This window comes from Gloeothece verrucosa PCC 7822 (assembly GCF_000147335.1).
Classification (GTDB): Bacteria; Cyanobacteriota; Cyanobacteriia; order Cyanobacteriales; family Microcystaceae; genus Gloeothece; species Gloeothece verrucosa.
This window is the reverse complement of record NC_014501.1, coordinates 3082945-3108343: the sequence shown is the minus strand read 5'-3', so window position 1 is coordinate 3108343 and position 25399 is coordinate 3082945. Positions and strand designations below refer to the sequence as shown.

The 25399-nt window shown below is 39.6% G+C and carries 22 protein-coding genes and 1 pseudogene; 14 read left to right on the top strand and 9 right to left on the bottom strand.

The features are described from left to right. Positions 1–170: 170 nt before the first annotated feature. Complete coding sequence (locus CYAN7822_RS13675) at positions 171–548, top strand: rhodanese-like domain-containing protein (RefSeq protein ID WP_013322861.1); 378 nt, start codon at positions 171–173, stop codon at positions 546–548. A 163-nt stretch (positions 549–711) separates the two neighbouring features. On the opposite strand, the gene CYAN7822_RS13670 is transcribed toward CYAN7822_RS13675, so the two are convergent. From CYAN7822_RS13670 to CYAN7822_RS13655, 4 genes are all read right to left on the bottom strand, one after another. Continuing rightward, the gene (locus tag CYAN7822_RS13670; protein ID WP_013322860.1) at positions 712–1281 is read right to left on the bottom strand and encodes a PEP-CTERM sorting domain-containing protein; all 570 of its coding nucleotides are present in this window, start codon (positions 1279–1281) and stop codon (positions 712–714) included. 354 nt (positions 1282–1635) lie between these two features. Then, entirely contained in the window at positions 1636–2763 is a 1128-nt protein-coding gene (locus tag CYAN7822_RS13665; RefSeq protein ID WP_013322859.1) for a THUMP domain-containing class I SAM-dependent RNA methyltransferase, read from the bottom strand. 98 nt (positions 2764–2861) lie between these two features. Beyond that, positions 2862–3617 carry a hypothetical protein gene (locus CYAN7822_RS13660; protein WP_013322858.1) on the bottom strand — a complete coding sequence of 252 codons (756 nt, stop codon included), beginning with the start codon at positions 3615–3617 and terminating at the stop codon, positions 2862–2864. A gap of 215 nt (positions 3618–3832) precedes the next feature. Continuing rightward, on the bottom strand, positions 3833–4393 hold the full coding sequence (locus CYAN7822_RS13655) for a 2'-5' RNA ligase family protein (RefSeq protein WP_013322857.1): 561 nt from the start codon (positions 4391–4393) through the stop codon (positions 3833–3835). A gap of 238 nt (positions 4394–4631) precedes the next feature. On the opposite strand from CYAN7822_RS13655, the gene CYAN7822_RS13650 reads away from it, so the two are divergent. The 5 genes from CYAN7822_RS13650 to CYAN7822_RS13630 all read left to right on the top strand — a co-directional run bounded on the left by CYAN7822_RS13650 (position 4632) and on the right by CYAN7822_RS13630 (position 8685). Then, positions 4632–4898, top strand: coding sequence for a YciI family protein (locus tag CYAN7822_RS13650; RefSeq protein WP_013322856.1), 267 nt, complete (start codon positions 4632–4634; stop codon positions 4896–4898). A gap of 122 nt (positions 4899–5020) precedes the next feature. After that, positions 5021–6379, top strand: coding sequence for a ribosome biogenesis GTPase Der (gene der, locus CYAN7822_RS13645; RefSeq protein WP_013322855.1), 1359 nt, complete (start codon positions 5021–5023; stop codon positions 6377–6379). Between the two features lie 66 nt (positions 6380–6445). After that, a complete protein-coding gene (locus tag CYAN7822_RS13640; RefSeq protein WP_013322854.1) occupies positions 6446–7339 on the top strand; it encodes an energy-coupling factor transporter transmembrane component T family protein in 894 nt (297 codons plus the stop codon). A gap of 55 nt (positions 7340–7394) precedes the next feature. Then, a complete protein-coding gene (fmt, locus tag CYAN7822_RS13635) occupies positions 7395–8399 on the top strand; it encodes a methionyl-tRNA formyltransferase (RefSeq protein ID WP_013322853.1) in 1005 nt (334 codons plus the stop codon). Positions 8400–8472: 73 nt separating this feature from the next. Next, positions 8473–8685, top strand: a complete 213-nt coding sequence (locus CYAN7822_RS13630) for a ssl0294 family protein (RefSeq protein WP_013322852.1) — start codon at positions 8473–8475, stop codon at positions 8683–8685. A gap of 132 nt (positions 8686–8817) precedes the next feature. On the opposite strand, the gene asnS is transcribed toward CYAN7822_RS13630, so the two are convergent. Then, the gene (asnS, locus tag CYAN7822_RS13625) at positions 8818–10209 is read right to left on the bottom strand and encodes an asparagine--tRNA ligase (protein WP_013322851.1); all 1392 of its coding nucleotides are present in this window, start codon (positions 10207–10209) and stop codon (positions 8818–8820) included. A gap of 40 nt (positions 10210–10249) precedes the next feature. Continuing rightward, positions 10250–11599, bottom strand: coding sequence for an oligosaccharide flippase family protein (locus CYAN7822_RS13620; protein WP_013322850.1), 1350 nt, complete (start codon positions 11597–11599; stop codon positions 10250–10252). A gap of 504 nt (positions 11600–12103) precedes the next feature. Here CYAN7822_RS13620 and argF point away from each other — a divergent pair. After that, positions 12104–13033: an ornithine carbamoyltransferase gene (gene argF, locus CYAN7822_RS13615; RefSeq protein ID WP_013322849.1), complete on the top strand. Its 930-nt coding sequence runs from the start codon at positions 12104–12106 to the stop codon at positions 13031–13033. A gap of 46 nt (positions 13034–13079) precedes the next feature. On the opposite strand, the gene CYAN7822_RS13610 is transcribed toward argF, so the two are convergent. Together CYAN7822_RS13610 and CYAN7822_RS37700 are read right to left on the bottom strand one after the other, a co-directional pair. Beyond that, a complete protein-coding gene (locus CYAN7822_RS13610; RefSeq protein WP_013322848.1) occupies positions 13080–13811 on the bottom strand; it encodes a hypothetical protein in 732 nt (243 codons plus the stop codon). A gap of 15 nt (positions 13812–13826) precedes the next feature. After that, complete coding sequence (locus tag CYAN7822_RS37700) at positions 13827–13982, bottom strand: hypothetical protein (protein WP_157871813.1); 156 nt, start codon at positions 13980–13982, stop codon at positions 13827–13829. Between the two features lie 443 nt (positions 13983–14425). On the opposite strand from CYAN7822_RS37700, the gene CYAN7822_RS13605 reads away from it, so the two are divergent. The 7 genes and pseudogenes from CYAN7822_RS13605 (at position 14426) to pcrA (ending at position 23952) form a co-directional block, all read left to right on the top strand. Next, positions 14426–15778, top strand: coding sequence for an ABC transporter ATP-binding protein (locus CYAN7822_RS13605; RefSeq protein WP_013322847.1), 1353 nt, complete (start codon positions 14426–14428; stop codon positions 15776–15778). An 89-nt stretch (positions 15779–15867) separates the two neighbouring features. Continuing rightward, on the top strand, positions 15868–17604 hold the full coding sequence (locus tag CYAN7822_RS13600; RefSeq protein WP_013322846.1) for an ABC transporter permease: 1737 nt from the start codon (positions 15868–15870) through the stop codon (positions 17602–17604). Between the two features lie 122 nt (positions 17605–17726). Continuing rightward, entirely contained in the window at positions 17727–18884 is a 1158-nt protein-coding gene (gene corA / locus CYAN7822_RS13595; protein ID WP_013322845.1) for a magnesium/cobalt transporter CorA, read from the top strand. Positions 18885–18942: 58 nt separating this feature from the next. Further along, entirely contained in the window at positions 18943–19230 is a 288-nt protein-coding gene (locus tag CYAN7822_RS13590) for a DUF2288 domain-containing protein (RefSeq protein ID WP_013322844.1), read from the top strand. Between the two features lie 240 nt (positions 19231–19470). Further along, positions 19471–19767, top strand: a pseudogene (locus tag CYAN7822_RS13585) (hypothetical protein). A gap of 138 nt (positions 19768–19905) precedes the next feature. Next, on the top strand, positions 19906–21546 hold the full coding sequence (locus CYAN7822_RS13580) for a DUF2079 domain-containing protein (RefSeq protein ID WP_013322843.1): 1641 nt from the start codon (positions 19906–19908) through the stop codon (positions 21544–21546). 87 nt (positions 21547–21633) lie between these two features. Continuing rightward, positions 21634–23952, top strand: a complete 2319-nt coding sequence (pcrA, locus tag CYAN7822_RS13575; RefSeq protein ID WP_013322842.1) for a DNA helicase PcrA — start codon at positions 21634–21636, stop codon at positions 23950–23952. A 49-nt stretch (positions 23953–24001) separates the two neighbouring features. On the opposite strand, the gene CYAN7822_RS13570 is transcribed toward pcrA, so the two are convergent. After that, on the bottom strand, positions 24002–25060 hold the full coding sequence (locus CYAN7822_RS13570; protein WP_013322841.1) for an aromatic ring-hydroxylating oxygenase subunit alpha: 1059 nt from the start codon (positions 25058–25060) through the stop codon (positions 24002–24004). Positions 25061–25399 lie beyond the last annotated feature (339 nt).

Here is a 25399-nt window from a genome sequence, read left to right as displayed (position 1 = left end):
TGGTCCGCAAGCTGCGGACTTTGTTTTTTATCTTGGGAGTAGGAGAAAAGCTTGCTCCCGGCAATAAGTAGATTTGCTCACTTTTGTCTAGATTTTTCAATAAAAATTTACAAAACTGAAAATAATTGTTACCTTACGAAATAAGCAATGTTAATAAGATAGAAAAGTTTATGAGTGTTTTAGCTGGAATACCTATTCCACGAACGTTGAAAGCGAAGTCTCGAATTTACGACTTAAAAAACCGTCTTGACTGGGGAGAACCTGCTTTAACCATCATTGATGTTAGAGACAGAAAAGACTATAACATTAGTCATATCACCGGGGCGGTATCTATGCCCATGAATGAACTGGTCAGGAGATGTTTAACCTCTCTCGAACTTAGCCGCGACATTTATATTTATGGCTATACCGATGAAGTCACTACTGAGGCCGCCGCTTTATTGCTTGAAGTTGGTTATATCAATGTTACAGAATTAGAAGGAGGTTTGGCTGCTTGGAAGGCAGCCGATTTCCCGGTAGAAGGAATTAACATCGCTATAATTGCCTAATTCTAGCAAAAGCAAGCATTGTCTATTGTGTTTTTTTATTGAAGTATTACCCCTTGTGACTATAAGCAGGGGGCTTTTTGATCATATCCTATTTGGTTACGGTTGAGCTTGCTGTCCTAGAAGCGACACAAAAACAGCCTCAATGCAGCTAAAGATAATTTTATTAACCTTTTCTTTTGCCCAAAAAACCGACCGAACTCAAGCTGAGTAATCCTAAAATTATTGAGGGTTCAGGAACAGGTGTTGGTGTAACTGTAATTTTAGAAATGTTAAATGCGCCCTGGACATCCATAATTCCTGAGCTTTCAAACAAACTTATAAATGTGTTGGTATTAACGAAAATATCAGTATCATGAGTTCCTAAACCAGTGGAAAGATGGGGGACAGAACCGATGCTAAGAGACTGTCCTCCCTTAGCAAATTGCCCGTTGGAATAGCTAATCGTATAAGATGTGATGGTTACTGATTCACTAAATTTAATCTTTAGAGCCGACATACTATTATAGGGATTGTCGAAAAGTAATCCATCCACATCAGCATCAATTAAATTATTATTATCACTCGTGGCATTACTAAGGGTTAAAGACAATCCTTCTTGGGAAAAAATTGCTGTTTTTTTACCCTTAAGAGAACTGGGGAAAGTAAAAGTAACCGCTTCAGCTACACCAGCTAAACAGAAAAAAGTAGCGGTTAAAATTATGCCCGTCAACAATTTATATTTAAACTTTAACATAGTCTTTTACGTCTTTTGTTATTAACTATTATACTTTCAAGGCTATGGAATCATTTCCGTATTTTTACTAATTTCTGAGAATTTTAGCGAAAATAGCTATTTTATAAATATTATGTCAATTGCCTACACAACCCACCAAAACTCAAAATCTTATAAGTAAGTGGAGCTTAATTAAAGTTAACTGTAAAGTAGGTAGCTTTTGCTTGTGACCCAGGAAATCAGGAGTCAGCCGTCAGAAGAGAGCAAAAAATTTTACATTTATTTACATCGTCAACATTTCTTGATTGCTTGACAGAGATTGTAAAATTGTTCGCCAGTTAATTCTCCTGTGTCCAGGTTGAAAATAATCTAAACTTAATACAATTCATATTTCAATAAAGTACAGGGTAAGCCACCATTATCAAGCGGAATCCGCCGAGAAGTTTTCAGCCCAACTTGTTTAGATAACTCTTTATTTCCAGTCAGAAGATAAGCCGTCCAACCCTTAAAACGCTGTTTAAAAATATCCCCAAGTTGCTTATATAAAGACCCTAATTCTTGAGGATTCCCCACGCGCTTACCATAAGGAGGATTACAAATAATAATTCCCTCACTGGCAGGGGCTTCCACTTCTGATAATTCCCTTTGAATAAACTGAACTTGATCACTCACGCCGCAAGCTTGAGCATTACTATAAGCTTGTTGAATGACTTGGGCACAACGATCACTACCGATAATGGGAGCCGATAAAATCGAGGTGCGGCTTTCCTTGGCTTCCCTCAGTAAATCTTGCCACAACGCTTGATCAAAATCTAACCAACTTTGAAAGCCAAAGCGTTGACGAAATAAACCGGGGGCAATATTCAAGGCTTTTAAAGCCGCTTCTAATGGTAATGTACCCGAACCACACAAAGGATCAAACAAAGCTAACTGAGGAGTCCATTGTGCCAGTTCTAGCATAGCCGCCGCCAGGGTTTCTTTTAGGGGAGCTAACCCCATAGCCGCACGATAGCCGCGACGATGTAAACTCTCACCCGAACTATCTAAACTGAGAATACAATTATTTTGATAAATATGAGCATTAATTAAAAGATCCGGCTGTTGAACATCTACACTAGACCGTTTACCAAACTTCTCGCGCTGTTGATCGATGATAGCATTTTTAATTTGTAGAGCCGTAAAATGAGAATGATTCAAATGTTGATTGCTGCCGGTACAATGAATAGCTAAAGTTTGCTCGGGCTGTAAATAATTCTCCCAATCAATTTTTTTAACACTCTTGTAAAGTTGTTCAGCATTAAAACTTTTCACCTCAGCAATAGGCAACAACACTCTAAAAATAGTTCTCGCCCAAAGATTAACTCGATAGAGTAACTTTTTGTCTCCTTGAAAACGAATTCCGCTCACCTCGGGCATAATTTCTTTAGCTCCCAGTTGTTCTAATTCTTGTAGAGCGATCATTTCTAACGAAGGAGCCACAGTGGCAAAGTAATTATAAATCATGAGATTAGATACGTCAAAAATCCCACCACCATCATAAAACAATAATAGCCCGCCTAGGCGGGCTGAGTTTCTATCGCTTCAGACTTTAACCTGTAGGACTATTCTTGCACCAACGTTAACTCAACTGGTTGGCTGGTTTGATTATTATTATTCGCCACTGCTTTAACGTTATAACGCAAACCTGAAGTGACAGGAGACGGGGGAGGGACTTGAACCTCAAAATAGCCATTATTATCGGCTTTCACCGTTTGATCAATTAAAGTAGATTGACCAACTTTTACATTAAAGACACCGCCTAAAACGGGTAACTCGGAGGTAACTTTAACATCCACTGTGGCATTAGGTTCAGTTTGGCCTTGTAAGGTAAAGCCTCTAGTATTAATTTCGTCGCCGCTACGGTGGCTAGTAAACAAAGGCCTTAAAGATTGGTTAGTTGCGGTTGGGTAGCCGCTTGTCTGTTGAGCATTATTTTGGTCTACTGTAAAATTCCAGCTTACTACTCGATTTTGTCCCTGAGTATTTTGATATTGCACCCGAACCGTATTAGTTCCCGCCGGTAAATTTTGCTGAGGACGATAGCTAAAGAAGCTGTTAGTAATGGTACTGTTTCTCGTGACATCTTGATTATTGAGGAAAATTCTAACCGTCCTAGGATCAATTCCCACGCCGTTAGTGGGTTCAAATACGCCATTAATGGAAGTGTCTGAAGGGACACCTTGGTCGTCTAAACTGGGGTTAATATTAACGACGCGCTGAGACAAAGCGACTTGAGAACCCAGTCCTAAAGCAAGGATAGCACCGGTTACAGCAGCAATACTGTACTTAATTGGATTTGATAACCAAGCCTGTTTCATAACCCACCTAATAGTTTTTTAAAACTTGATAACTGAAGTGTTTTTAATCTAAAATTTTGCTTTTACTTTTCAAGACTAATTAATATTTTATTCTGTCAACACCTATCTCTAGGCTTAATTTCACTCTTGCTCAATCTGTAAAACTAGCTAGACAAAATTAGTTATACCATTAGGAAGAGTCAAATACCCGTTAGCACTCAACAACTAACATCTGACTAATGACTAATGACTAAAGAAAACTCTTGCTTAATCTGCCATTTTTTTTCTTGATGAATTAATAAAGTGATTTGAGGAACGGTAAATTCAAAGTGTAGAGAACGTTCGGCAAATTCTGGCCAAGCCTTATAAAAATTCGCTTTAGTTAAATCTTTGTAAGCCACCGTAAGATGAGGGGAAAAAGGACGATTTTTCGAGGGCAAATGGACAATATTTAAAGATGACTCCAGATAATCGCTTAAATTTTTTTGTAGTGCTAACAATTCTGGAGTTTTAAGCACGTTAATAAATATTACCCGAGGTTTAAAGGCGGCAAAGCCATCTAAAACCAAGGGAATAGGGGCATGATTTTGAGCAAATTCGGATAAATGTTCGCTTAGTACCGTTAAATTATCTGTTGCCCACTCAAAGGGAGGTTGTAAAGTAATATGAGGGGGAGACTTGAAAGCGGCACGACTATGATAGACCTCAGCGAAGTGGTGTTTAATCTCATTAGCGGCTTGTTGTACCTCATCAGGAGGCAACAGAGCAATAAAAAATAATTGTGTTCCAGGCTTCATCTTAAATTCATAACATAACCTTACATTATAGCGTCATTTTCCCAGAAAAAGCCCTAAACGCCTTCACAAAAAAACCCAAAATATGAGAAAATAAAAAAGTATCGATAAGGATTCATGTTCAGAGAGCGGCTATAAGCTTGTTAATAAGAGAGATTAAAATTTCCCTCGAGTCTGCCTTTAGAGGTAAAAATACGAACTAATAGACCATTGAAAATCAGTAAAACTGGGAATTGTGACTATGCCTTGGTTTGTGAAAATAGAACGCGGAATCGTTGAAAAAAAGACGTTTGATCAATATGTGCCGGCTCATAAGGCTTACGTAAAAAATCTCATCGATAAAGGTCATAAAGCGAAAACCGGCTATTGGGGAGAATTAGGGGGCGGAATGTTGCTCTTTGAAGCAAATTCATTAGAAGAAGCACAAAAGATTGTCAAGCACGATCCTCTGATAGAAAATAAATGTGTTGAGTATGAAATCCATGAGTGGCGTATTGTTGTAGAATAGCTAGACCCTTGTTTAAAACTCCTTTTTTTCAAGACCGGGTTGATCCTCCTTTTTTTCAAGAAAAAATCGTCTTGAGATTTAGCTACAATTTATAAAGAGTATTTTTTAATTGTTAATTGCTTATGCCTCTTCCTATAGTTGCTATTATTGGTCGTCCTAATGTAGGGAAATCGACCTTGGTTAATCGTCTGGCCGGAGATCAACAGGCGATCGTTCACGATGAACCGGGGATTACCCGCGATCGCACTTACCGCCCCGCATTTTGGCAAGACCGTGACTTTCAAGTGGTGGATACCGGCGGGTTAGTGTTTGATGATGATACCGAATTTTTGCCCCTGATTCGAGAGCAAGCGATGGCGGCTTTAACGGAAGCGAACGCAGCCATTTTTGTCGTAGATGGACAAAGCGGACCCACCGCCGGAGACCAAGAAATTGCCGATTGGTTGCGTTCTCAATCCGTACCCGTTCTTTTAGCCGTTAATAAATGCGAATCGGTAGAACAAGGAATTATTCAAGCCTCTCAATTTTGGGAATTAGGACTAGGAGAACCTTACCCGATATCGGCTATTCATGGCAATGGAACAGGGGATTTATTAGATCAATTAATTACCTATTTACCTCTCAGTGGAGAGGTACCAGAAAACGACGAAATTAAAGTGGCAATTGTGGGCCGTCCTAATGTGGGTAAATCAAGTTTACTCAATGCCTTTACGGGACAACAACGGGCAATTGTTAGCCCCATTTCGGGAACAACTCGAGATACAATTGATACCATTATTGAGAGAAATGGGCAGCATTATCGCTTAATTGATACCGCCGGTATACGTCGCAAAAAAAATGTCGAATACGGAGCCGAATTTTTCGGCATTAATCGGGCTTTTAAAGCGATTCGCCGCTCAGATGTGGTTCTCTTTGTGGTGGATGCCCTCGATGGAATTACTGACCAAGATTTAAAATTAGCCGGACGGATTATTGATGAAGGACGAGCCACCATTTTAGTCGTTAATAAATGGGATGCTGTAGAAAAAGATTCTTATACCATTTATGAGTACCAAAAAATCTTAGGTTCCCGCTTGTATTTTATGGATTGGGCAGAAATGATTTTTGTCAGTGCCTTAACCGGTCAACGGGTAGAAAAAATCTTAGATTTAGTGGATCAAGCCGCCGAATCTCATCGTCGTCGGGTTAGTACCGCCGTGATTAATGAAGTCATTCAAGAAGCCGTCAGTTGGCATACACCCCCTACCAGTCGTCAAGGAAAACAGGGAAAAATTTATTATGGAACTCAGGTAAAAAGTCAGCCGCCAACGATTACCTTATTCGTGAATGACCCACAACGATTTAATGAGAATTATCGCCGTTATATTGAGCATCAATTTCGACAACAATTAGGATTTAAAGGTACACCTATCCGCCTGATATGGCGAGGGAAATCGGCTAGAGAAGTAGAAAGAACAGGAAATCGAGCAACGAGGGTTTAATCATTAGTTATTAGTAGCCTTTTGCCTCCTACCTCTTGCATTTTCGCTGTTTCCTAAATAATAAATATGGATTTATTGCGTTCACTTCCCATCGGACTTTATCTAGAAAAACCGGTTACTTGGTTACATAAACTAGACCCTAGAGTAAAATTAGCCTGGTTAATGTCTTTTTTAGCCGCTCCTTTATTAGCGAATCCTGAATGGCGTTTAGTCTTGGTGGGAATCCTTTTATTATTAACCGCTTTTGCGGCTATTCCTACGCGAGTGTGGCGGCAACAGATGGGCTGGTTATTAGCTTTAAGTATTTTGGTTTTTATAATTACAACTCTAACTCCTGATGGGTTAGCCACTAGCTCTCAACCTCGTTTTCCATCCGCCGATTTAAACTTACCTCAACCTACATCCTATCACTATGTTGTTGCTCACTATGTTTTACTTGATAAATTTACGTTCACCATTACTCGCCGCTCTTTAGAATTGGGAATAAGAGTGAGTACCTTAATTTTTACCTTAATTTATAGTACCAATCTCTATCTATTAACCACTGCGCCAGAAGAGATTACTGCCGGATTAGATGAATTAATGAGTCCTCTACGGCGATTTAAAATTCCGGTCACAGAAATTGTTTTGACATTAACCCTTTCTCTCCGTTTTATTCCCTTAGTGCTAGAAGAAGTCCAAAATTTAGCGCGTTCAATTCGAACACGGGCGATTAATTGGCAAAAATTGGGAATTAAACGTAGTTTGCAGGTGTGGTTGATGGTGGTAGAACGATTATTAGATAATTTACTCATGCGGGCTGAACAAATTTCTATTGCTATGGATATTAGAGGCTTTACCAGTGCCAATGAGCATCGAGTCGAGTGGCATCTGTTACGCTTAGGTAGAGGAGACTGGATTGCTATGGGAATTCTAATGCTGTTTTGGTGGGGGCGCTTAACTTGGGGAAATGGAAATTAAGGTGTAGTCAAAAATTTTAGGATTAATAACTGAAAATAAAGGTCATTAATTAAAAATGCGCGTAGTCTTTTTCGGAACTCCTGAATTTGCTGTACCCAGTTTAGAACGTCTGCTGCAACATGCGGACCTAGAGGTGATCGCTGTCGTTACCCAACCTGATAAACCTCAAGGAAGAGGAAAGCAATTGCTGCCTTCTCCGGTCAAAAAATTAGCCCTAGACCATAATCTTCCCATCTGGCAACCTAAACGGGTTAAAAAAAGTCAAGCTACCCTAACAAAACTTAGAGAAACTGAGGCGGATGCTTTTGCGGTGGTGGCCTATGGTCAAATTCTCTCGCCGGAAATTTTACAAATGCCTAAACTGGCTTGTATTAATGTTCATGGCTCAATTTTACCCCAATATCGAGGTGCCGCCCCGATTCAGTGGAGTGTCTATCATGGGGATACTCAAACCGGTATTACGACAATGCTGATGGATGAAGGAATGGACACCGGGGCGATGTTACTGAAAGCTTATACCCCCATAGGATTGTTAGACAATGCCGTTGAAGTTGGTGTTAAGCTTGCTCAAATAGGGGCAGATTTATTAGTAGAAACCTTACTCAAACTCGCAAAAGGAGAACTTGAACCCGAGGCGCAAAATTCACAAGCCGCAACCTATGCCCCCCCGATCCAAAAAACCGACTATTTTATAGATTGGACTCGTCAGGCGCGACAAATTCATCATCAAATCCGAGGATTTTATCCCAATTGTCTAACCACTTTTCGCGAACAACCCTTAAAAATTCTCGCTACTGCGCCGCTAGGAGAAGCCTATTGGTCACAACTTCCCCCGGCTCTGCAAAAACTCCAAGCCCAATGGGCAAGTTTATCATCTTTGGCAGGTAGTCCTGGGGAAGTAGTGAGTATTATTAAAAAATTCGGCCCAGTGGTGCAAACTGGTGAGGGACTGTTGTTGTTGTTACAAGTGCAATTAGCCGGCAAACGTCCTCAGTCAGGTCAAGATTTTGTTAATGGGACACGCTTATCAGTGGGAGAAAAATTGTTAACGGTTTTTTAACTCAATTTCCTTTTTTATCAATACAGCTTAAATTAACTTAACATGATGATTGTCCCCCTTGAGGAGATTTACTATGTTCTTCGATGAATTACAGCCCTTGATTAAAGAAGCCATTGGACAACCCATCGCTTTTCTAGGAGGCTTTGTCTCAGGAGTATTTAGGTTAAGACTCTCTGAAGATCCCCTCAAAACCTGGTTAGAGAAACAGGGAATCTCGACTTATTCTCAGGATTCTGATACGCCTGCGGCCAATGGAAGCGGACCTCAATCGATTACCATTGAGTAATGTCAATAGTCAATAGTCAATAGTCAATAGTCAATAGTCGTTAGTAGCAAACCGTTAATAGTTATACAAATGAGATTTAATGACCAATGACCAATGACTAATGACTAATGACTAATGACTAATGACTAATATTTAAAAGTCTGCGCTTAAAGGAGTGCGAGGGAAAGGAATCACATCGCGGATATTGCCCATGCCGGTCATAAACTGGACTACTCGTTCAAACCCTAAACCAAAACCGGCATGAGGAACCGTACCAAAACGCCGCAGATCTAAATACCACCATAAATCCTCGGGCAACATCCCCATTTGTTTGATTCGTTCTTCGAGGACATTTAAGCGTTCTTCCCGTTGAGAACCTCCAATAATTTCACCAATTTTAGGTGCTAAAACATCCATCGCCGCTACAGTTTTATTATCATCATTGAGACGCATATAAAAGGCCTTAATATCTTTAGGATAATTCGTCACAATGAGCGGCTTTTTAAACAATTCTTCGGCTAAATATCGTTCATGTTCTGATTGTAAATCAATGCCCCATTCGACCGGATACTCAAATTTACGGTCAGCTTTTTCGAGTAATTCGATAGCTTCAGTATAAGTAATGCGTCCAAATTCATTGTTAATGATATTCTCAGCAGTTTCTAAAACCGTATTATCAATACGTTGGTTAAAAAACTCCATATCCTCGAGGCAGCTATCGAGGACAGATTTAAAAATGTATTTAAGAAAAGCTTCTGCTAAGTCTTGATCCCCATCTAAGTCACAAAAAGCCATTTCCGGCTCAACCATCCAAAATTCAGCTAAATGGCGGGAAGTATTCGAGTTTTCTGCTCGAAAGGTAGGGCCAAAGGTATAAACATTTTGAAAGGCCAGGGCCATAATTTCCGCTTCGAGTTGACCACTAACGGTTAGATAGGCGCGTTTACCAAAAAAATCTTGACTAAAATCAATCCCTTGTTGTTCGTTGCGGGGGAGTTTTTTTAAATCTAGATTGGTTACGGTAAATAATTCTCCTGCCCCTTCACAGTCATTGGCGGTAATAATGGGGGTATGGACCCAGAGAAAGCCTCTCTCTTGAAAAAAGCGATGTATGGCATTAGCACAAGCATTGCGAACCCGCATAACTGCCCCGAGGGTATTGGTACGTCCTCGAAGATGAGCGATCGTTCGCAGAAATTCAAAGGAATGACGTTTTTTTTGTAGAGGATAGGTTTCGGGGTCAGCTTCGCCGTAGAGGGTGACTGAGGTGGCTTTGAGTTCTATGCGTTGTCCTTTTCCGGGGGAAGGGACTAGAGTGCCTGTCACGACGACAGAAGCCCCCGTGTTAATTTGTTGTAATAAACTGTCATAAGAGGGGACTTGTGGGTCTAAAACCACTTGCAAATTCGCCATAGAAGAACCATCATTAACTTCCATAAAGGCAAATCCTTTTAATTCCCGTTTTGTCCTTACCCATCCGCCAATAGTAACCGTTTCATCGGGTTGTGCCTGTTTTAAAATTTCTGCGATTCGTCTAGTTTCCATATTTTTAAACAACCAACTCAAAAATTCTGCGGTGTTTCGTTTAATGAATTTGTATAATTCTATCAATGGGAGTCCCCCCACCCAACAGATAGCGGCCCATTAAAACTACGCTCAAGACTGTTATGAGTAACATAGTAGCCAGGATATCTTGCTTTAAAGCAAACAGTTTTTCTCGCCACAGGCCATAATTCATAACAATATAACTCGGTAAATCGTTAAAAGCAATAATCAAGATCGGTCCGACAATTCCTAACTTATGAAAGGCAAGGGGTAAACCAATAGCCATAAACATAAACTTAGAAAAGTCACCAGCCGCGTTATAAAAGGGTTTTCCAATGGCAATTAAAGCTGGACTCATAGATTGGTTTAAGACAGCCGGCCACATTCCTAAAGCCAGAATTGGCAGCATCCAAGCCGCGTCATAATAGGCTTTTTTATACAAGTTCAGGACGAGTAAATCTCCAAAGCAAGTTAGAGGCAAAAGAACCGCTATCATTCCTACTAGAATCAACCAACGTTTCTGTAAAATTTTAGCTCGAAGAACTTGACGGGGTAAGTCTTTTTGTGCTGAAATTACCGGAAAAATAATTTGGCCGCTGATAGCGCCTAAGATCTGTCTTGGCATTTCAGAAAATGTTGCAGCAATGGTATAGACACCTAACATTTTTGTAGAAAATAATTTCCCCATGAACAGTTTGTCAGATTGTGAAGCCAAAAAGGTCATCATGGTGGAAACAAATATCCATTTGCCAAAAGAAATAAGCTCTTTAAGAGATGTTTTATCCCAGGCAAAGCGATTACCGGTTCCGGGAATGATCCTGTAACTGAGTACCAGCCCCAATATTGATGAGAAAAAATTCCCGACTACCAGTGCCCAGATGGTAGGCTTAAAAAAAGCCCAAACAATCGTAACTATCAGGCTAATGGCTTGTACTGTTAAATTAAAAATGGTTAGCTTACTCACCATTAAATGGCGGTTAACTGTTGCCAATTTAGTAGAACGAAAACCGTTAATCAATACGTTTAGGGCTACCAGAGGCAACAGCCAGAGTAGTCTTGGTTCGTTATAAAAATGAGATACAGGAACACAAATTCCTAAACTGAGTAACCAAATGGCACAACTACGGATTACTTGTAAAGTCCAGGCTGTATTAAGAAAGATTGGATCATCGCCACGTTTATTTTGAATAATGCTAGGCCCAATTCCAATGTCGGAAAATAAGGCTATACCCATGATAAAGGTATTAACTAAAGCCATCAGTCCGAATAACTCCGGAACTAGCAGACGAGTCAAAATTAAGTTACTGGCTAGTCTGAGGATGTTAGCCCCTCCATAACCCATTATGGTCCAGACTGTTCCCTTGATGGCTTTTTGTTTTAAAGATGACATAACTGAACCTCAGTCCCTTTAATAGTAGAGTTGTCACAAATTGATAAAAGCATCTTCTACTCGTTCTGATAGCATTAGCTTAATGTCATGAATTGATTAAGTCATAATTTAAAAACTCACGGGTTTCTTTTTGAGAAATTATTGAGCTTAAATTAGGCTAATTAAATTAACTATACACTTTTATTTACCCCTTCCAATAACAAAAAACATAATTTTTTTTTATTTAAAATACTTATATTAGCTAAAAATACTTGACAATATTCATAAAAAGCCCCTCAAAATAAGGGTCCATAAAAATATTTTAAGGGGACTATAGCAGACAGAATATTCAAAGTAAGTTTTTCAAACTTCAATTAAAATTGACTCAAAAAAGTCGGTAAAACCCCGAAAATTTCTCAACTTGATCAAATAAGTTTTAAGGCACTGTTCCGGAGCCATGAAAAAATCGATATAATAAAAGCTTCTTGCAGCAAAACCACAACATACATAAGTAGGACAAAGAAAATGAGTCTGAAAGCGTTACAGGGAAAGGATATCTTAAGTATTGCTGATCTCAGCACCAAGGAAATAAGCGCGTTGTTACAACTGGCTAGGGATTTGAAGAAGGGAGAGAAAAAGCCAATCTGCCAGAAAATTTTAGGACTACTCTTTTACAAGGCTTCTACTCGCACTCGCGTGTCTTTTACCACAGCTATGTATCAACTCGGGGGTCAAGTGATAGACCTCAACCCGAGTGTTACTCAAGTGGGTAGAGGAGAACCGATTTCTGATACGGCTAGGGTACTTGCTCGCTATCTGGATATATTAGCCATACGTACTTTTAAGCAAGAAGACCTGCAAACTTTTGCCCATTATGCTGATATTCCTATTATTAATGCCTTAAGTGATTTAGAACATCCTTGTCAAATTTTAGCAGATTTATTGACGATCCAGGAATGTTTTGGCACCCTTGAGGGCATCACTTTATCTTATTTCGGAGATGGCAATAATGTGGCTCATTCGATTTTATTAGGTGGGGCATTGATGGGAATGAAAGTCTGTATTGCTACCCCAGATGATTATAAACCCGATAGTGGCGTGGTTGAGCAGGCTCAAGCATTGGCGGCTAGTCATGGCGGCGAAATTTTCCTCACTAAAGACCCGGTTGAAGCGGCTAAAGGCTCTCATGTTTTATATACTGATGTCTGGGCTTCTATGGGACAAGAAGCATCGGCTGATGCTAGAATTCCAGTCTTTCAGCCTTACCAATTGAATGAAAAATTGTTAAGTTATGCTGACAAAGAGGCAATTGTTTTGCACTGTTTACCGGCTCACCGAGGAGAAGAAATTACCTCAGAGGTCATTGAAGGGAAACAGTCCCGAGTTTGGGACCAAGCCGAAAACCGTATGCACGCTCAAAAGGCTTTGATGGTTAGTGTATTAGGGATTGAATAGTTTTGTCGGGTGGGCATGGCCCACCTAGCGTTAAGTCGCTTATCGGTTAATCGAAAATATTATCGAGTGGGACATGAGTATAATAAGTCCAGCATTGGGCGAGAAAACTTTCGGCTTCTGGAGTACCATACACAATGCCATCAGGGAGTTTCACGTCTGTAGGAGACTTGGGCAGAGGTTGGTAACCATAAATTTTAAACGCTTCATTTTCCCAAGATAAATCCCCTTGAGGATCGTTTTTATAGTATTTAGTACCGTGAGCTTTTTTTAAGTGGGTTAAGTTAGCGGGTGCATCTGTATTACCGTAGGGTTTTAAGCGAATCACTCCACCGTGATTGTCTTCATAAAAAATTTGAATATAGGGGGTAATAGATTTTCCTTGCCGGTTTTGAGTGGTAACTTTTACGGTTTTTTTCCATTCCCCATCTACAGAGTTATAAGTTTGGGAAAACCCATCAGAAACAGCCGCTAATCCGTTGCTGGTACTGGCTACAAAGTAGTTTGATTGATTATCGGTAAGAATTTGTTCTATCTCTTCTATGGATTTTCCGTCGATGTTAACTTCAAAAATACTATCAACATTGGTATCGGCGACAAAGGCATTGGCTTCTTCTAAAAAGCGGCTTTTCACTTGTTCAAGTTGAGGTGATAGCATTTGCTCTTTAAATAGAGATTGCCCACATTCGGCGGCTAGGGTAGGTATAGGTTTGATTAGAAGGATACTTATTAGTAAGGATATAAATATTAATGTATGGAGAAAAAGTCGCTTTTTTAGCATAATTGTTTTGGGTTATTATTTTTCCGAATGCAACATCCGCATTATATCCTGTTGGGCTAAGTCCCGAACCGACAAAATACAGCATTCATCTGTCCCTTCATTTTGTTCAGGGCAAGGTTCATCTGCGGACAAATATTCTATGATTAAAGGTGAGAAGGAATGAAGTGGCACTGGTATTATAAATACTTATCAATAACTTGAGTAAATTACCAAAATCAAAACGTAAAGCTGAAGATTTTTCCGATTAACTCCCCGAAAAATAAAAAACTCTCGAACCTATTTACAAGCTTTCAGCCATTTGGTATCATCGGTGTACCGTAATAAATTGCTCTTTTTATAACCAATTTTTTCTCTCCTCTCTCTACAACCTTAATAAATCGGTTTAAGTTGCCGCTCAAAAGAACTTTTTAGCCAAAGCCAAAAATCCCAGCAAGACATTCTTAAAAATAGTCCTTTTGAATTGAGTTGACAAAATTCAAAAAATGTGCATAAGGGCGAAAAAAAGTAAATCCTAAAAATTTTCTGCCTGAAGAAAAAGTATGTTAGCACTTTAGTAGTCCTAGCAAAGCAGATAGACCTTACTTGAATAACAGGAGGGTAAAAGTAGATTGAATATGGTAGCCAAAACAAAAACAGAAGCGTTAATAACCCTGCAAAACACAGGTAAATCCTACATCCAACCGAATAGGCAGGCGATCAGCATCCTAGAAAACATCAACTTAGAATTACGAGTCGGAGAGATTGTTGCTTTATTAGGTCCTTCAGGCTCAGGAAAATCAACGTTGATGCGGATGATTGCAGGATTAATCCCCCCAAGTGAAGGCAAAATTTTATATCACAATCGCCCTTTAAGCGGCTTAAATCCGGGAGTAGCCATAGTATTTCAAAGCTTTGCGCTATATCCCTGGCTCACGGTGCTAGAAAACGTAGAACTCGGCTTAAAAGCGAAGGGAGTCCCCACAGACACCAGACGACCAAAAGCCTTGCAGATGATCGACGTCATTGGCTTAGATGGCTTTGAAAACGCCTATCCAAAAGAATTATCGGGGGGAATGCGGCAACGGGTGGGTTTTGCAAGGGCTTTAGCCGTAGAACCCGAACTCTTGTGTATGGATGAACCCTTTTCGGCCTTGGATGTCTTAACCGCAGAAAACCTACGGATAGAACTATTAGATTTATGGTTAGAACGGCGTATTCCTACGAAAGCGGTTTTAATTGTGACTCACGGGATAGAAGAAGCGGTATTACTAGCAGATAGAATTATCGTCTTAGGGCGTAATCCCGGGCGTATCCGGGCTGATTTTCCCGTCACTTTAAAACACTACCGGGACCGCAAAAGTGCGAATTTTCAGGCCATTGTTGACCGGATTTATACCATTCTCACTAACCCAGATTTAGACACATCTGAGTCGGAAACCCCAAGCGTTGCTCCCGAAAAATCTACCCAAAAAAAATATCAATCATTACCGGCGGTTCGCATTGGTTCAGTTGCGGGGTTATTGGAACTTTTAGAAGACCGTCACGAAAAAGATCTCTATCGTCTCGGGCAAGAATTGCAGTTAGAAGTGGATGATTTATTGCCGATTGTAGAAGCGGCTAAATTAATGGATTTTATTGACTTAGTAGAAGGAGATATTGGCTTAAAACCTTTAGCACTAGAATTTATTAACGGCGGCATAGACGAACGAAAACAAATCGTGCGTCAGCAATTACTTAATCATATTCGTTTAGTGCAGCAGATTTATAACTTGTGTCGTTCTAAGCAAAACCAGCGCATCCCCGAAGAATTAATGTTAGATCTTCTGGAAAATCATTTTGGTACTGAAGAAGCCCAAAAACAATTAAATACTGCTATTGACTGGGGACGTTATGCCGAACTTTACAGTTATAATGAACCAGCCGGAGAGATCTTTCTAGAAGAAGATGCTTTATTAGAGAACAGTGAACAGCTAACCGTAAACAGTTAATAGTTAACCCTGAACAGGCAACTAATGACTAATGACTAATAACTAATGACTAATGACTAATAACTAATAACTAATGACTAATAACTAATATGACTCGTCCTCTTACACCTGCAAATAAACTTTTACAAAGAGTAGGTTGGTCATGGCAAGATGGTCTATTGATTCTCGCTATTATTGCCCTACTGTTAGGTATTGTGAAAACCGCCGCTCAGTTTAGTGGCGTATATGACCCGAAGTTGGTAATTAATACTAATTTGAGTGAGTTACCAAGTTATACGGCTCAAACGTTATTAAGAATGACTGTAGCCTATTTTTTATCCTTGGGATTTACCTTGGTGTATGCTTATACGGCCTATCGTTCTGCCGTAGCCGCACAAATTCTTTTACCGTTACTGGATATCTTACAATCTATTCCGGTATTATCATTTTTACCGGGAGTAGTATTAGCCCTGATTGGTTTATTTCCGGGGCAACGAATCGGCATAGAAATTGCTGCGGTTATCTTAATTTTTACCGGCATGACTTGGAATATGACCTTTAGCTTTTATCAGTCTTTATCGAATATTCCTAAAGAACTGTTAGAAGCGGCGCGTATTTACCGCCTGAACTTTTGGCAACGATTTTGGACATTAGAATTACCGATAGGGGCCATTGGATTAGTGTGGAATAGCGTCATGTCCGTTGCCGGGGGATGGTTTTTTTTAATAGCTATCGAATCTTTTACCTTGGGTAAACGGAGTTTTCGCTTACCGGGGCTAGGGTCATTTTTAGCGAAAGCGGCTGATGAAGGAAATTATCGTGCAATCTTTTGGGGGTTAATGGTTTTAATTGGGGTTATTGTGCTGTTAGATTTTTTAGTATGGCGACCATTAATTGCTTGGGTAGAACGGTTTAAGTTTGAGATGGTGACCTCAGAAAATGCTCCCCAATCAGAAGTATTAGATTTCTTGCGGCGCTCACCTACTTTACGGGCTTTTTCCCAACAAATTTTGCAACCATTTTGGCAAAATGTGGACCGAGGATTAAATCAAACCCTGACTCGTTTTTCTCGGAGATCTTTTTCGGGAAAAACTTCTTCTTTAGGACGATGGTTTAATGGGTTATTTGTAAGCGGCTTTGCGTTTATTGTGATTTGGGGAACTTGGGAGGCAGTATTGTTATTAAGGACGTTAGATTTATCCGACTGGCGGCAGCTAATGATTGGCGCAATTGAGAGTGCTTTACGAGTGATGACGGCTTTAATTTTGTCGCTGCTGTGGACGGTGCCGGTGGGAGTGGCCATAGGACGTAATCCGAAACTAGCGCAAATTTTACAGCCGATTGTGCAAATAGTGGCTTCTGTACCAGCTACGGCATTATTTCCAGTTTTGTTATTATTTTTAGCCAGGTTAGGCGGCGGATTACAAATTGGTTCGGTGGCACTGATGATGTTGGGGACGATGTGGTATATCCTGTTTAATGTCATCGCCGGAGCGCAGTCTATTCCCTCAGAATTGTTTGAAGCGGCTAAAATTTATAAACTGTCTTTGATTGAACGCTGGCAAACGGTGATTTTACCGGGTATTTTTCCCTATTTAATTACGGGAATTATTACGGCGGTGGGGGGCGCTTGGAATGCCAGTATTGTGAGTGAATATGTTCATTTTCAAGGACACACCCTCACCACTACAGGATTAGGAGAAACCATCTCGGTTGCCACAGCATCAGGGAATTTCCCCTTATTATTGGCGGCAACTGGCGTGATGTCATTACTGGTGGTCTTGACTAATCGTCTCGTTTGGCGCAGACTTTATCAATTAGCCCAAGAAAAGTATCAATTGATGTAAATAGGGAGGCAAGAGGTTTTTATGCAGGAGTTAGAAGTTAGAATTTATAGATTATCGCTCACCAGTTATAACGGTTGACTATTAACTGTTAACTGTTAACCTATCCCCCCTATTAAAAATTTATGAATTATCCCTTTCCGTCAATTCACTCTCAACAATTTCAGGATGATTTATTTGATTACTATTACAATCAACCGGGTACTATGCCGGGAACGATTAAAATAGATTCAACGGCAAAAGGTTCTGAAATAGTGCTAATTGACTATGATGCTAATCAAGCGACTCGTTTAAGTAATTTAACCCCCTCTGATTGTGCGGCTTATTTAGAAAGTCCTTCAGTTTCTTGGTTTGATGTCTTAGGATTAGGAGATGAAGAACGCTTACTCAGTTTAGGGGAAATTTTTCATATAGACCGTTTAATGTTAGAAGATATTGTTAATGTTCCCCAACGGCCAAAAGTTGAAGAACATCCTCAACAATTACTGATTATTACGCAAATGGTCATTCCCAAAGAAAAAGGAATAGGATTTTGGCAAGAACAAGTCAGTATAATTTTAGGACAGAATTATGTCCTGACTGTACAAGAAGAACCCGAAAGAGATTGTTTTAATTTAGTGCGTGATCGCATTCGTCATAATAAAGGAATAATTCGGAGTCGAGGCGCTGATCATTTAGCCTATGCTTTATGGGATGCCATCATTGATACTTATTTTGTAGTCTTAGAAACTTATCGAGAGAGAATAGAAGAGTTAGAAGATGAAGTGATTTTAAGAGCAAGCGATAAAACCCTAGGAAAAATTTATACCATTAAACGAGAATTAATCGCCTTACGCCGCGCAATTTGGCCCCAACGAGAAGCCTTAAATTATCTCCTGAAAGACAGCGTACCTCTGATCAGTAAACCAGTAAGAAGAGACTTAAAGGACTGTTACGATCATGCTGTTCAAATTATTGACCTCATTGAGGTGTATTCCGAATTATTGGGAGAATTGATGAATGTTTATTTATCTTCTTTTGCTAATAAAACGAATGAGGTAATGAAAATTCTTACCGTTATTTCCACCATTTTTATTCCCTTGACTTTTATTGCTGGTATTTATGGGATGAATTTTAATACAGATGTTTCACCTTGGAATATGCCAGAATTAAATTGGTATTGGGGTTATCCGGCTTGTCTAGCGGCTATGGGGGGGATTGCCATTTCTCTAGTGATCTTTTTCTGGCGACGAGGTTGGTTTAAGGATATGACTATGACAAAAATTAAACAATCTGACTCATAGCGTTGCTAAAAAATCTCAAATGTATTAAACCGAATAAAAGACCATTATTTTTCTCATCATGTCAGACCTTAAAACCCAACTGAGTGAACAACTTGCAGATATTGAATGGAATGACCTAAAACCTCATGCCGGAAGAGATGCGTTAATTATAGTTGCTAATTCCCTCAACCTGGTAGAAGTAGCAGAAGCGATCGCTCTAGATAATGTTCCTCTGGTGCAAGAGTGGATGAGTCAACAGTTAATTTACAAACCTTCAGCACAACAATTGATGAGTTGGAATGAAGACCCTAAAAAAACCTTTAGTGCTTTGATTGTACAGCCTTTTGTCTTAGCCTGTCCGGTTTGATTTTTTTGTAGGGTGGGCGTTGCCCACTCACTAAAACCCAATGGTTCTTTGGGCATAGTGGAGAAAAATCTTCATCTTGATACAAAATACTCCCTGGAGGCTTACGGTGCGGCTTAAAACTTACCCGTTTATCCTCAAATTTATCTGGTAATTAAGGCACTGCTACAGGCAATTATCTAATTAATATTGCCAAAAAATCGGATAAAATGGGAACATTTACAGCAATATAAGATAGATAAAATGGCAGTTGAACGTTGGAATGATGAAATGCTCGACGGGTTGGCTTTAAGCGTTAGTGAGATAAAAGATAGCATTGATGGCTTAAGAATAACCGCACAAGCTTTGCTACAAGTTGTCGCACAAAATCAACAAAGAATGGATAGATTTGAAGAAAGGATGGATAGATTTGAATAAAAAATGGATAGATTTGAAGAAGAAATGGAACGAAGTAAACAACGCCAAGCAGAAACCGATGAAAGATTTAATGTATTGCTTGAAGAATTACGCCATCTGATTCGAGAAAATCGAGACAAGTAACATCTGTGCCGCCTCTTTTGCCTCTGCGTCTCTGCGTGAAAAAAAATTAAAACAGATATAGACGTGAAACCTTGCTTTTAATCTCGAAGTCGATTACCCTAATCTTTGGCTGGATGGACGAAAGGAGTTAAGGCACTGATGGGAAAAACTTGGGTATCACGATGGCGAGAGGATGAGCAACTAAAACCCGTTATCATCGCCGCAAGTCTATTTTTTAGCTTAACCCTCTTTTTTGCCGTCCATCGTTATTACAGTTTCTACAGCAACACGGATCACGGTATCTTTAATCAGGTATTTTGGAATAGTCTTCACGGTCATTTCTTCGAGAGTACCCTTTCCTCTTCCCTCTCAGCAAACGTCATTCATAATGGAGAAATTCCCTCCGTCAGTTACCATCGCCTCGGACAACATTTTACCCCCGCCCTCCTACTCTGGCTACCCCTATACGCCCTTTTCCCCTCTGCCGCTACCCTCAATGTCCTACAAGTGATTTTAATGACGGCTGGAGGTATTGTTTTATATTTCCTTGCTAAACATTATCTCCCGCCCCAAATAGCGGTTATGATTGCCTGGAGTTATTATGGGGCAAATGCGGTTATCGGGCCCACATTAGGCAACTTTTTTGATTTATCTCAACTGCCTCTATTTGCTTTTGGACTTCTCTTAGCCCATGCTAAACGCTGTTGGTGGTTATTTTGGGTACTAGCGGCTTTAATACTAGCCATCCGCGAAGATGCCGGGGTGATTTTATTTAGCTTAGGGGTGTATTTTGTCTTCCGAGATAAGTCTCCTCAGATAGGGTTAGCCGTGTGTACCATCAGTTTAGCTTATATGCTGGCTCTGACTAACCTGATTATGCCCCTATTTTCTGACGATATCTCAAAACGATTTATGATTGAACGCTTTGGTCATTTTGCTACCCATGAACAAGCGTCAACTTTAGAGATTATCTGGAGTATGATTTCTAACCCCTGGCGGCTATTGGTAGAATTGGTCAGCCCCATCGGAAAAAAGTTAGATTATTTATTGAGTCAATGGTTGCCTTTAGGACTCATTCCGGCTGTAGCATCGGCGGCGTGGCTATGTATCGCTTTTCCCCTAGCACAGCTATTCTTACAACAGGGTGATGAGCGCTTTGCTATTACTATACGCTATGCAGTGGCTTTAATTCCTGGGTTATTTTTTGGGGCAATTATTTGGTGGTCAGGTCATCAAGATAAGTTTAAACCGAAAATTCGCCGCTTTTGGAAAATTTGTCTCGGTTTGTCTCTGCTGTTTACTTTCACGGGTAACCCCCATCGTGCCTGGTTTTTCCTGATGCCGGACTCGTTTAGTCCTTGGGCTTATCGTCCGCTTACGGTACAATGGCATCATGTTGATCAGGTTAATACTCTCCTGGCTCAAATTCCCTCAGATGCGAGTGTTTCAGCCAGCCGCTATCTTGTCCCCCAAATGTCGGCAAGACGCGCTGTACTCAGATTTCCCGATGTTCAATTTCGCGATGACCAAGGCAATGTTCAATCGGTAGAATATATAATTGTTGATCTATGGCAATTAAATCCCTCTCAGTCTGTGATAAAAAAGGAACGCCGAGAAGTAGCTTATTCGGTTGAACATTTGGATAAACTGATTAATAGTCGGGAATATGGGGTTATGGGTTTTAAAGATGATGCTCTGTTGATGAAAAAAGGGGTTGAGTCTGAAAGTCAGGCTATGATGGGGTGGTTGGAGTTTCGTCAAAAAATTGATACTTTGGTTAAGGGGTTAGTTGAGGGTTAGAAGGTTTCGCCCCATAGCGCAAAGGACGCAAAGAGGAGGCAAAGGGCTTTTGGGTTTAGTATTGGTTTAGTGTTGGTTGTTAAGTGTATGTCTGTTAGTTTAGATTATCTGGGTCAACTTAATCCTTCTCAGCGTCGGGCAGTTGAACATTATTGTGGTCCTTTGTTGGTAGTGGCGGGGGCAGGTTCCGGTAAAACTCGCGCCCTGACTTATCGTATTGCTCATTTAATTCGCTACCATCAAGTGGAACCGGAACATATTTTGGCGGTAACTTTTACCAATAAAGCCGCTAGAGAGATGAGAGAAAGACTCGAAAGGCTTTTTGCTGATGAGTTGGCTCAAGAAAAATATGGGCAACGCTTTAGTTTATTATCAGAGTATGAACAAAAACAGTTACTCTCAAAGGTTTATCGAACGGTCACGAAAAAGCTTTGGATAGGAACGTTTCATAGTCTTTGTTCCCGCATCCTACGCTACGATATTAATAAGTATCAAGATGAACGGGGACGGTCTTGGAAAAGTAATTTTTCTATTGTGGATGAGTCGGATGCCCAAAGTTTGATTAAGAGTATTGTGACTAAAGAATTGCAATTGGATGAGAAAAAGTTTGAACCTCGAACGGTTCGCTATAAGATTAGTAATGCTAAGAATTTAGGCCTGTCTCCTCAACAATATGCTAGAGAAAATCCTAATTATCAGGGTAAGGTGGTGGCTGAGGTATATGAAGAATATCAAAAACAATTGGCGGCTAATAATGCTTTAGATTTTGATGATTTGATTTTAATCCCTGTGCGCCTGTTTGAACAAAATGAGACAATCTTGGGCTATTGGCATAACCAATTTAGACATATTTTGGTGGATGAATATCAAGATACTAACCGCATTCAATATGAGTTTATTCGTTTGTTAACGACCAATGGTGAAACCCGCAAAAGTGAATGGAATTGGCAAGACCGCTCAATTTTTGTGGTGGGAGATGCGGATCAATCAATTTATAGTTTCCGCATGGCGGACTTTACCATTCTCTTGAATTTTCAAGCTGATTTTGGGGATGGGTTGCCGGATGAGATGACTCGCACAATGGTAAAACTTGAGGAAAATTATCGCTCTCGAGAAAATATTCTGCAAGCCGCTAATCAATTAATTGAAAATAATCAACAACGGATCGAGAAAATTTTAAAAGCAACCCGCAGTATCGGCGAGGATATTTTTTGTTATAAGGCCGATGATGAACGAGATGAGGCGGGTTTTGTCATCCGAAAAATTAAACAGTTAAAGCAGGAAAATCCCGAATTAGATTGGGGGAGTTTTGCAATTTTATATCGCATTAATGCCCATTCTCGCTCATTTGAAGAGGCGTTAATTGAAAGTAATATTCCCTATACGATGGTGGGCGGCTTCCGCTTTTATGACCGTCAAGAAATTAAAGATTCACTAGCATATTTAAAGTTGATTGTCAACCCTTCAGACACAGTTAGTTTATTAAGAGTAATCAACACGCCGCGTCGCGGAATTGGAAAAACTTCTCTGGAGGCTTTACAAGGAGCGGCTAAAGAATTAGGTGTCCCTTTGTGGGAAATTATTAGTGATGAAACCTCGGTGAATACCTTAGCTGGACGAGCCGCCAAAAGTGTCAATCAATTTGCTAAAATGATCCAACAATTTCAAGCACAAACCGAGTTTTTATCGGCGGCTGAGATGCTAGACCGGGTGATGCAAGAAACAGGATATATTGCCGAATTACAACAAAAAGGAACCGATGAAGCTGAAGACCGTATAGCTAATATTAATGAGTTGTTAAATGCTGTGCAACAGTTTCAAGAAGAGTATGAAGAAACCAGCTTACAAGATTATCTAGAAAAAGCTTCTTTAGCTTCAGATTTAGATCAGCTAAAAGAAGGGGAGCAAAAAGTGTCTTTAATGACTTTACACTCGGCTAAAGGGTTAGAGTTTCCTGTGGTCTTTTTGGTAGGATTAGAAGAAGGATTATTTCCTCATATTCGTAGTTTAAATGACCCGTTATCCCTAGAAGAAGAACGCCGTTTATGTTATGTGGGTTTAACTCGTGCCCAAGAACAATTATTTTTGACCTTTGCTAAAGTGAGGTTTTCTTGGGGAAACCGAGAAGATAAAATTCCCTCTCGATTTTTACAAGAATTACCCTCAGAATTAATAAGCGGCAATGGCATTAAAAAACGCACAAGTAAACAGCAAAAAACTCAAAATAAAGGGCAAATAATTAATAATTGGTCAGTGGGAGATCGCGTTTTTCATTCTGCCTATGGAGAAGGCAAAGTTACCCATATTTTAGCGGGAGGAAAAAGCACTAATTTAGCCATTTTATTTCCAGGGTTAGGACGAAAAATTTTAGACCCTACCCTCGCCCCCATTGAGCGGCTAGAATAGAGGTGTGTGGGGAACAACTGACTAATGACTAATAACTAATAACTAATGACTAATAACTAATGACTAAAAACTCCGATAAAACCTTATAAAAATGAGCAATACCGAGTTCTCTCATCCTGGCTAAATGACTAACTTGATAAGCCATTGAGTGAGCATTTTTCTGTAGATTCCGACAAATTGCGAAATCTTCTTGCAACACTTGGTCAAAGATAATTTTCCATTTTTCGGAGGCACGAAAAGAGTTTGAAAGCTGCATTTTTGTTTGATAAATAATAATTTCAAGCCGCGTACTAATAGGGCTAATAGGTACAACTCTCCAAAGCGAAACATGATGATTATCAGTATTAACCATCAAATTAGGAAAAATATAACCTTGATAAGAAAAATTCTGAGGTTCCCAGGGCAAAGAAAGTTTTAGATCAGCGAATTCTTCCTGAGTATAAGGAACTTCTATCAGACAGTGACGGCCGCTTGTAGTTGTGTAAACATTTTTAAAATCAAATAAATCTAAACTTTTTGGATGAAGAGTATTAAAATGGTAGTCTTCCACATAATTTTCCACAATAAATTTCCAATTAATGGCTTCAGTATAAGACCAACGGGCAACCTCAATCAAATCTTCCCAAGGATGATTATACTGTTTTAAATAATCGGAAAATCCCGCCAAATAATCACTTAAAGATTCAGAACTATTTGCCAGATTAACAAAAATAAACCCACCCCAAGTATCCAGTTGTACTGGTTGAATTTGAATCGTGGAAAAGTCTAAATCTTCAAAAAGGTTAGCTTGAGGAATATTCTTCAGTTGACCTTCTAGGTTATAAACCCAAGCATGATAAGGACAGACTAATTGATGACAGTTTCCCTTTCCCTGCACTAAACTGGCTCCTCTGTGGGGACAAACATTGTGCATTGCTATTAATTGGCCATTTCCCTGATTAATTACTATTATAGATTGTTCTCCTGCTTCGTAAGTCAAATAATCCCCTTTCTTGGGTAAATCTGAGACTCTAGCCACCCATTGCCAACTATTACACCATATAGTTTTCATCTCTAATTCAAAAATTTTTGGGTCATAGTAATAATAACCAGGCAATCCCATATTCATAGCTTATAAAAATATACTTTTTCAAGGTATTTTATCTGATTAGCTGCCAAGATGGAAACCCAATTCTGTAAATTGGGATTTATTACCCCTTTATCAAACGTTAAAGACCTGATTCAGTTTTTCTTGATTGTCATAGAAATCTAACAAGTAAAGGACAGTTAAGACAGTTAAGACAGTTAAGAAAAAACTTAATTACAACTGGACAAAAAACTCTCTTTATAGTTAATAATATACACAACAGAAAAAAATTTTACTGGGTAGAAAGCTGAGAAGGGTAATAGGCAAATTCGGTAATGGTAGCTTCTGAACCTTTAATCAATAATATTTCCTCATAGAGCG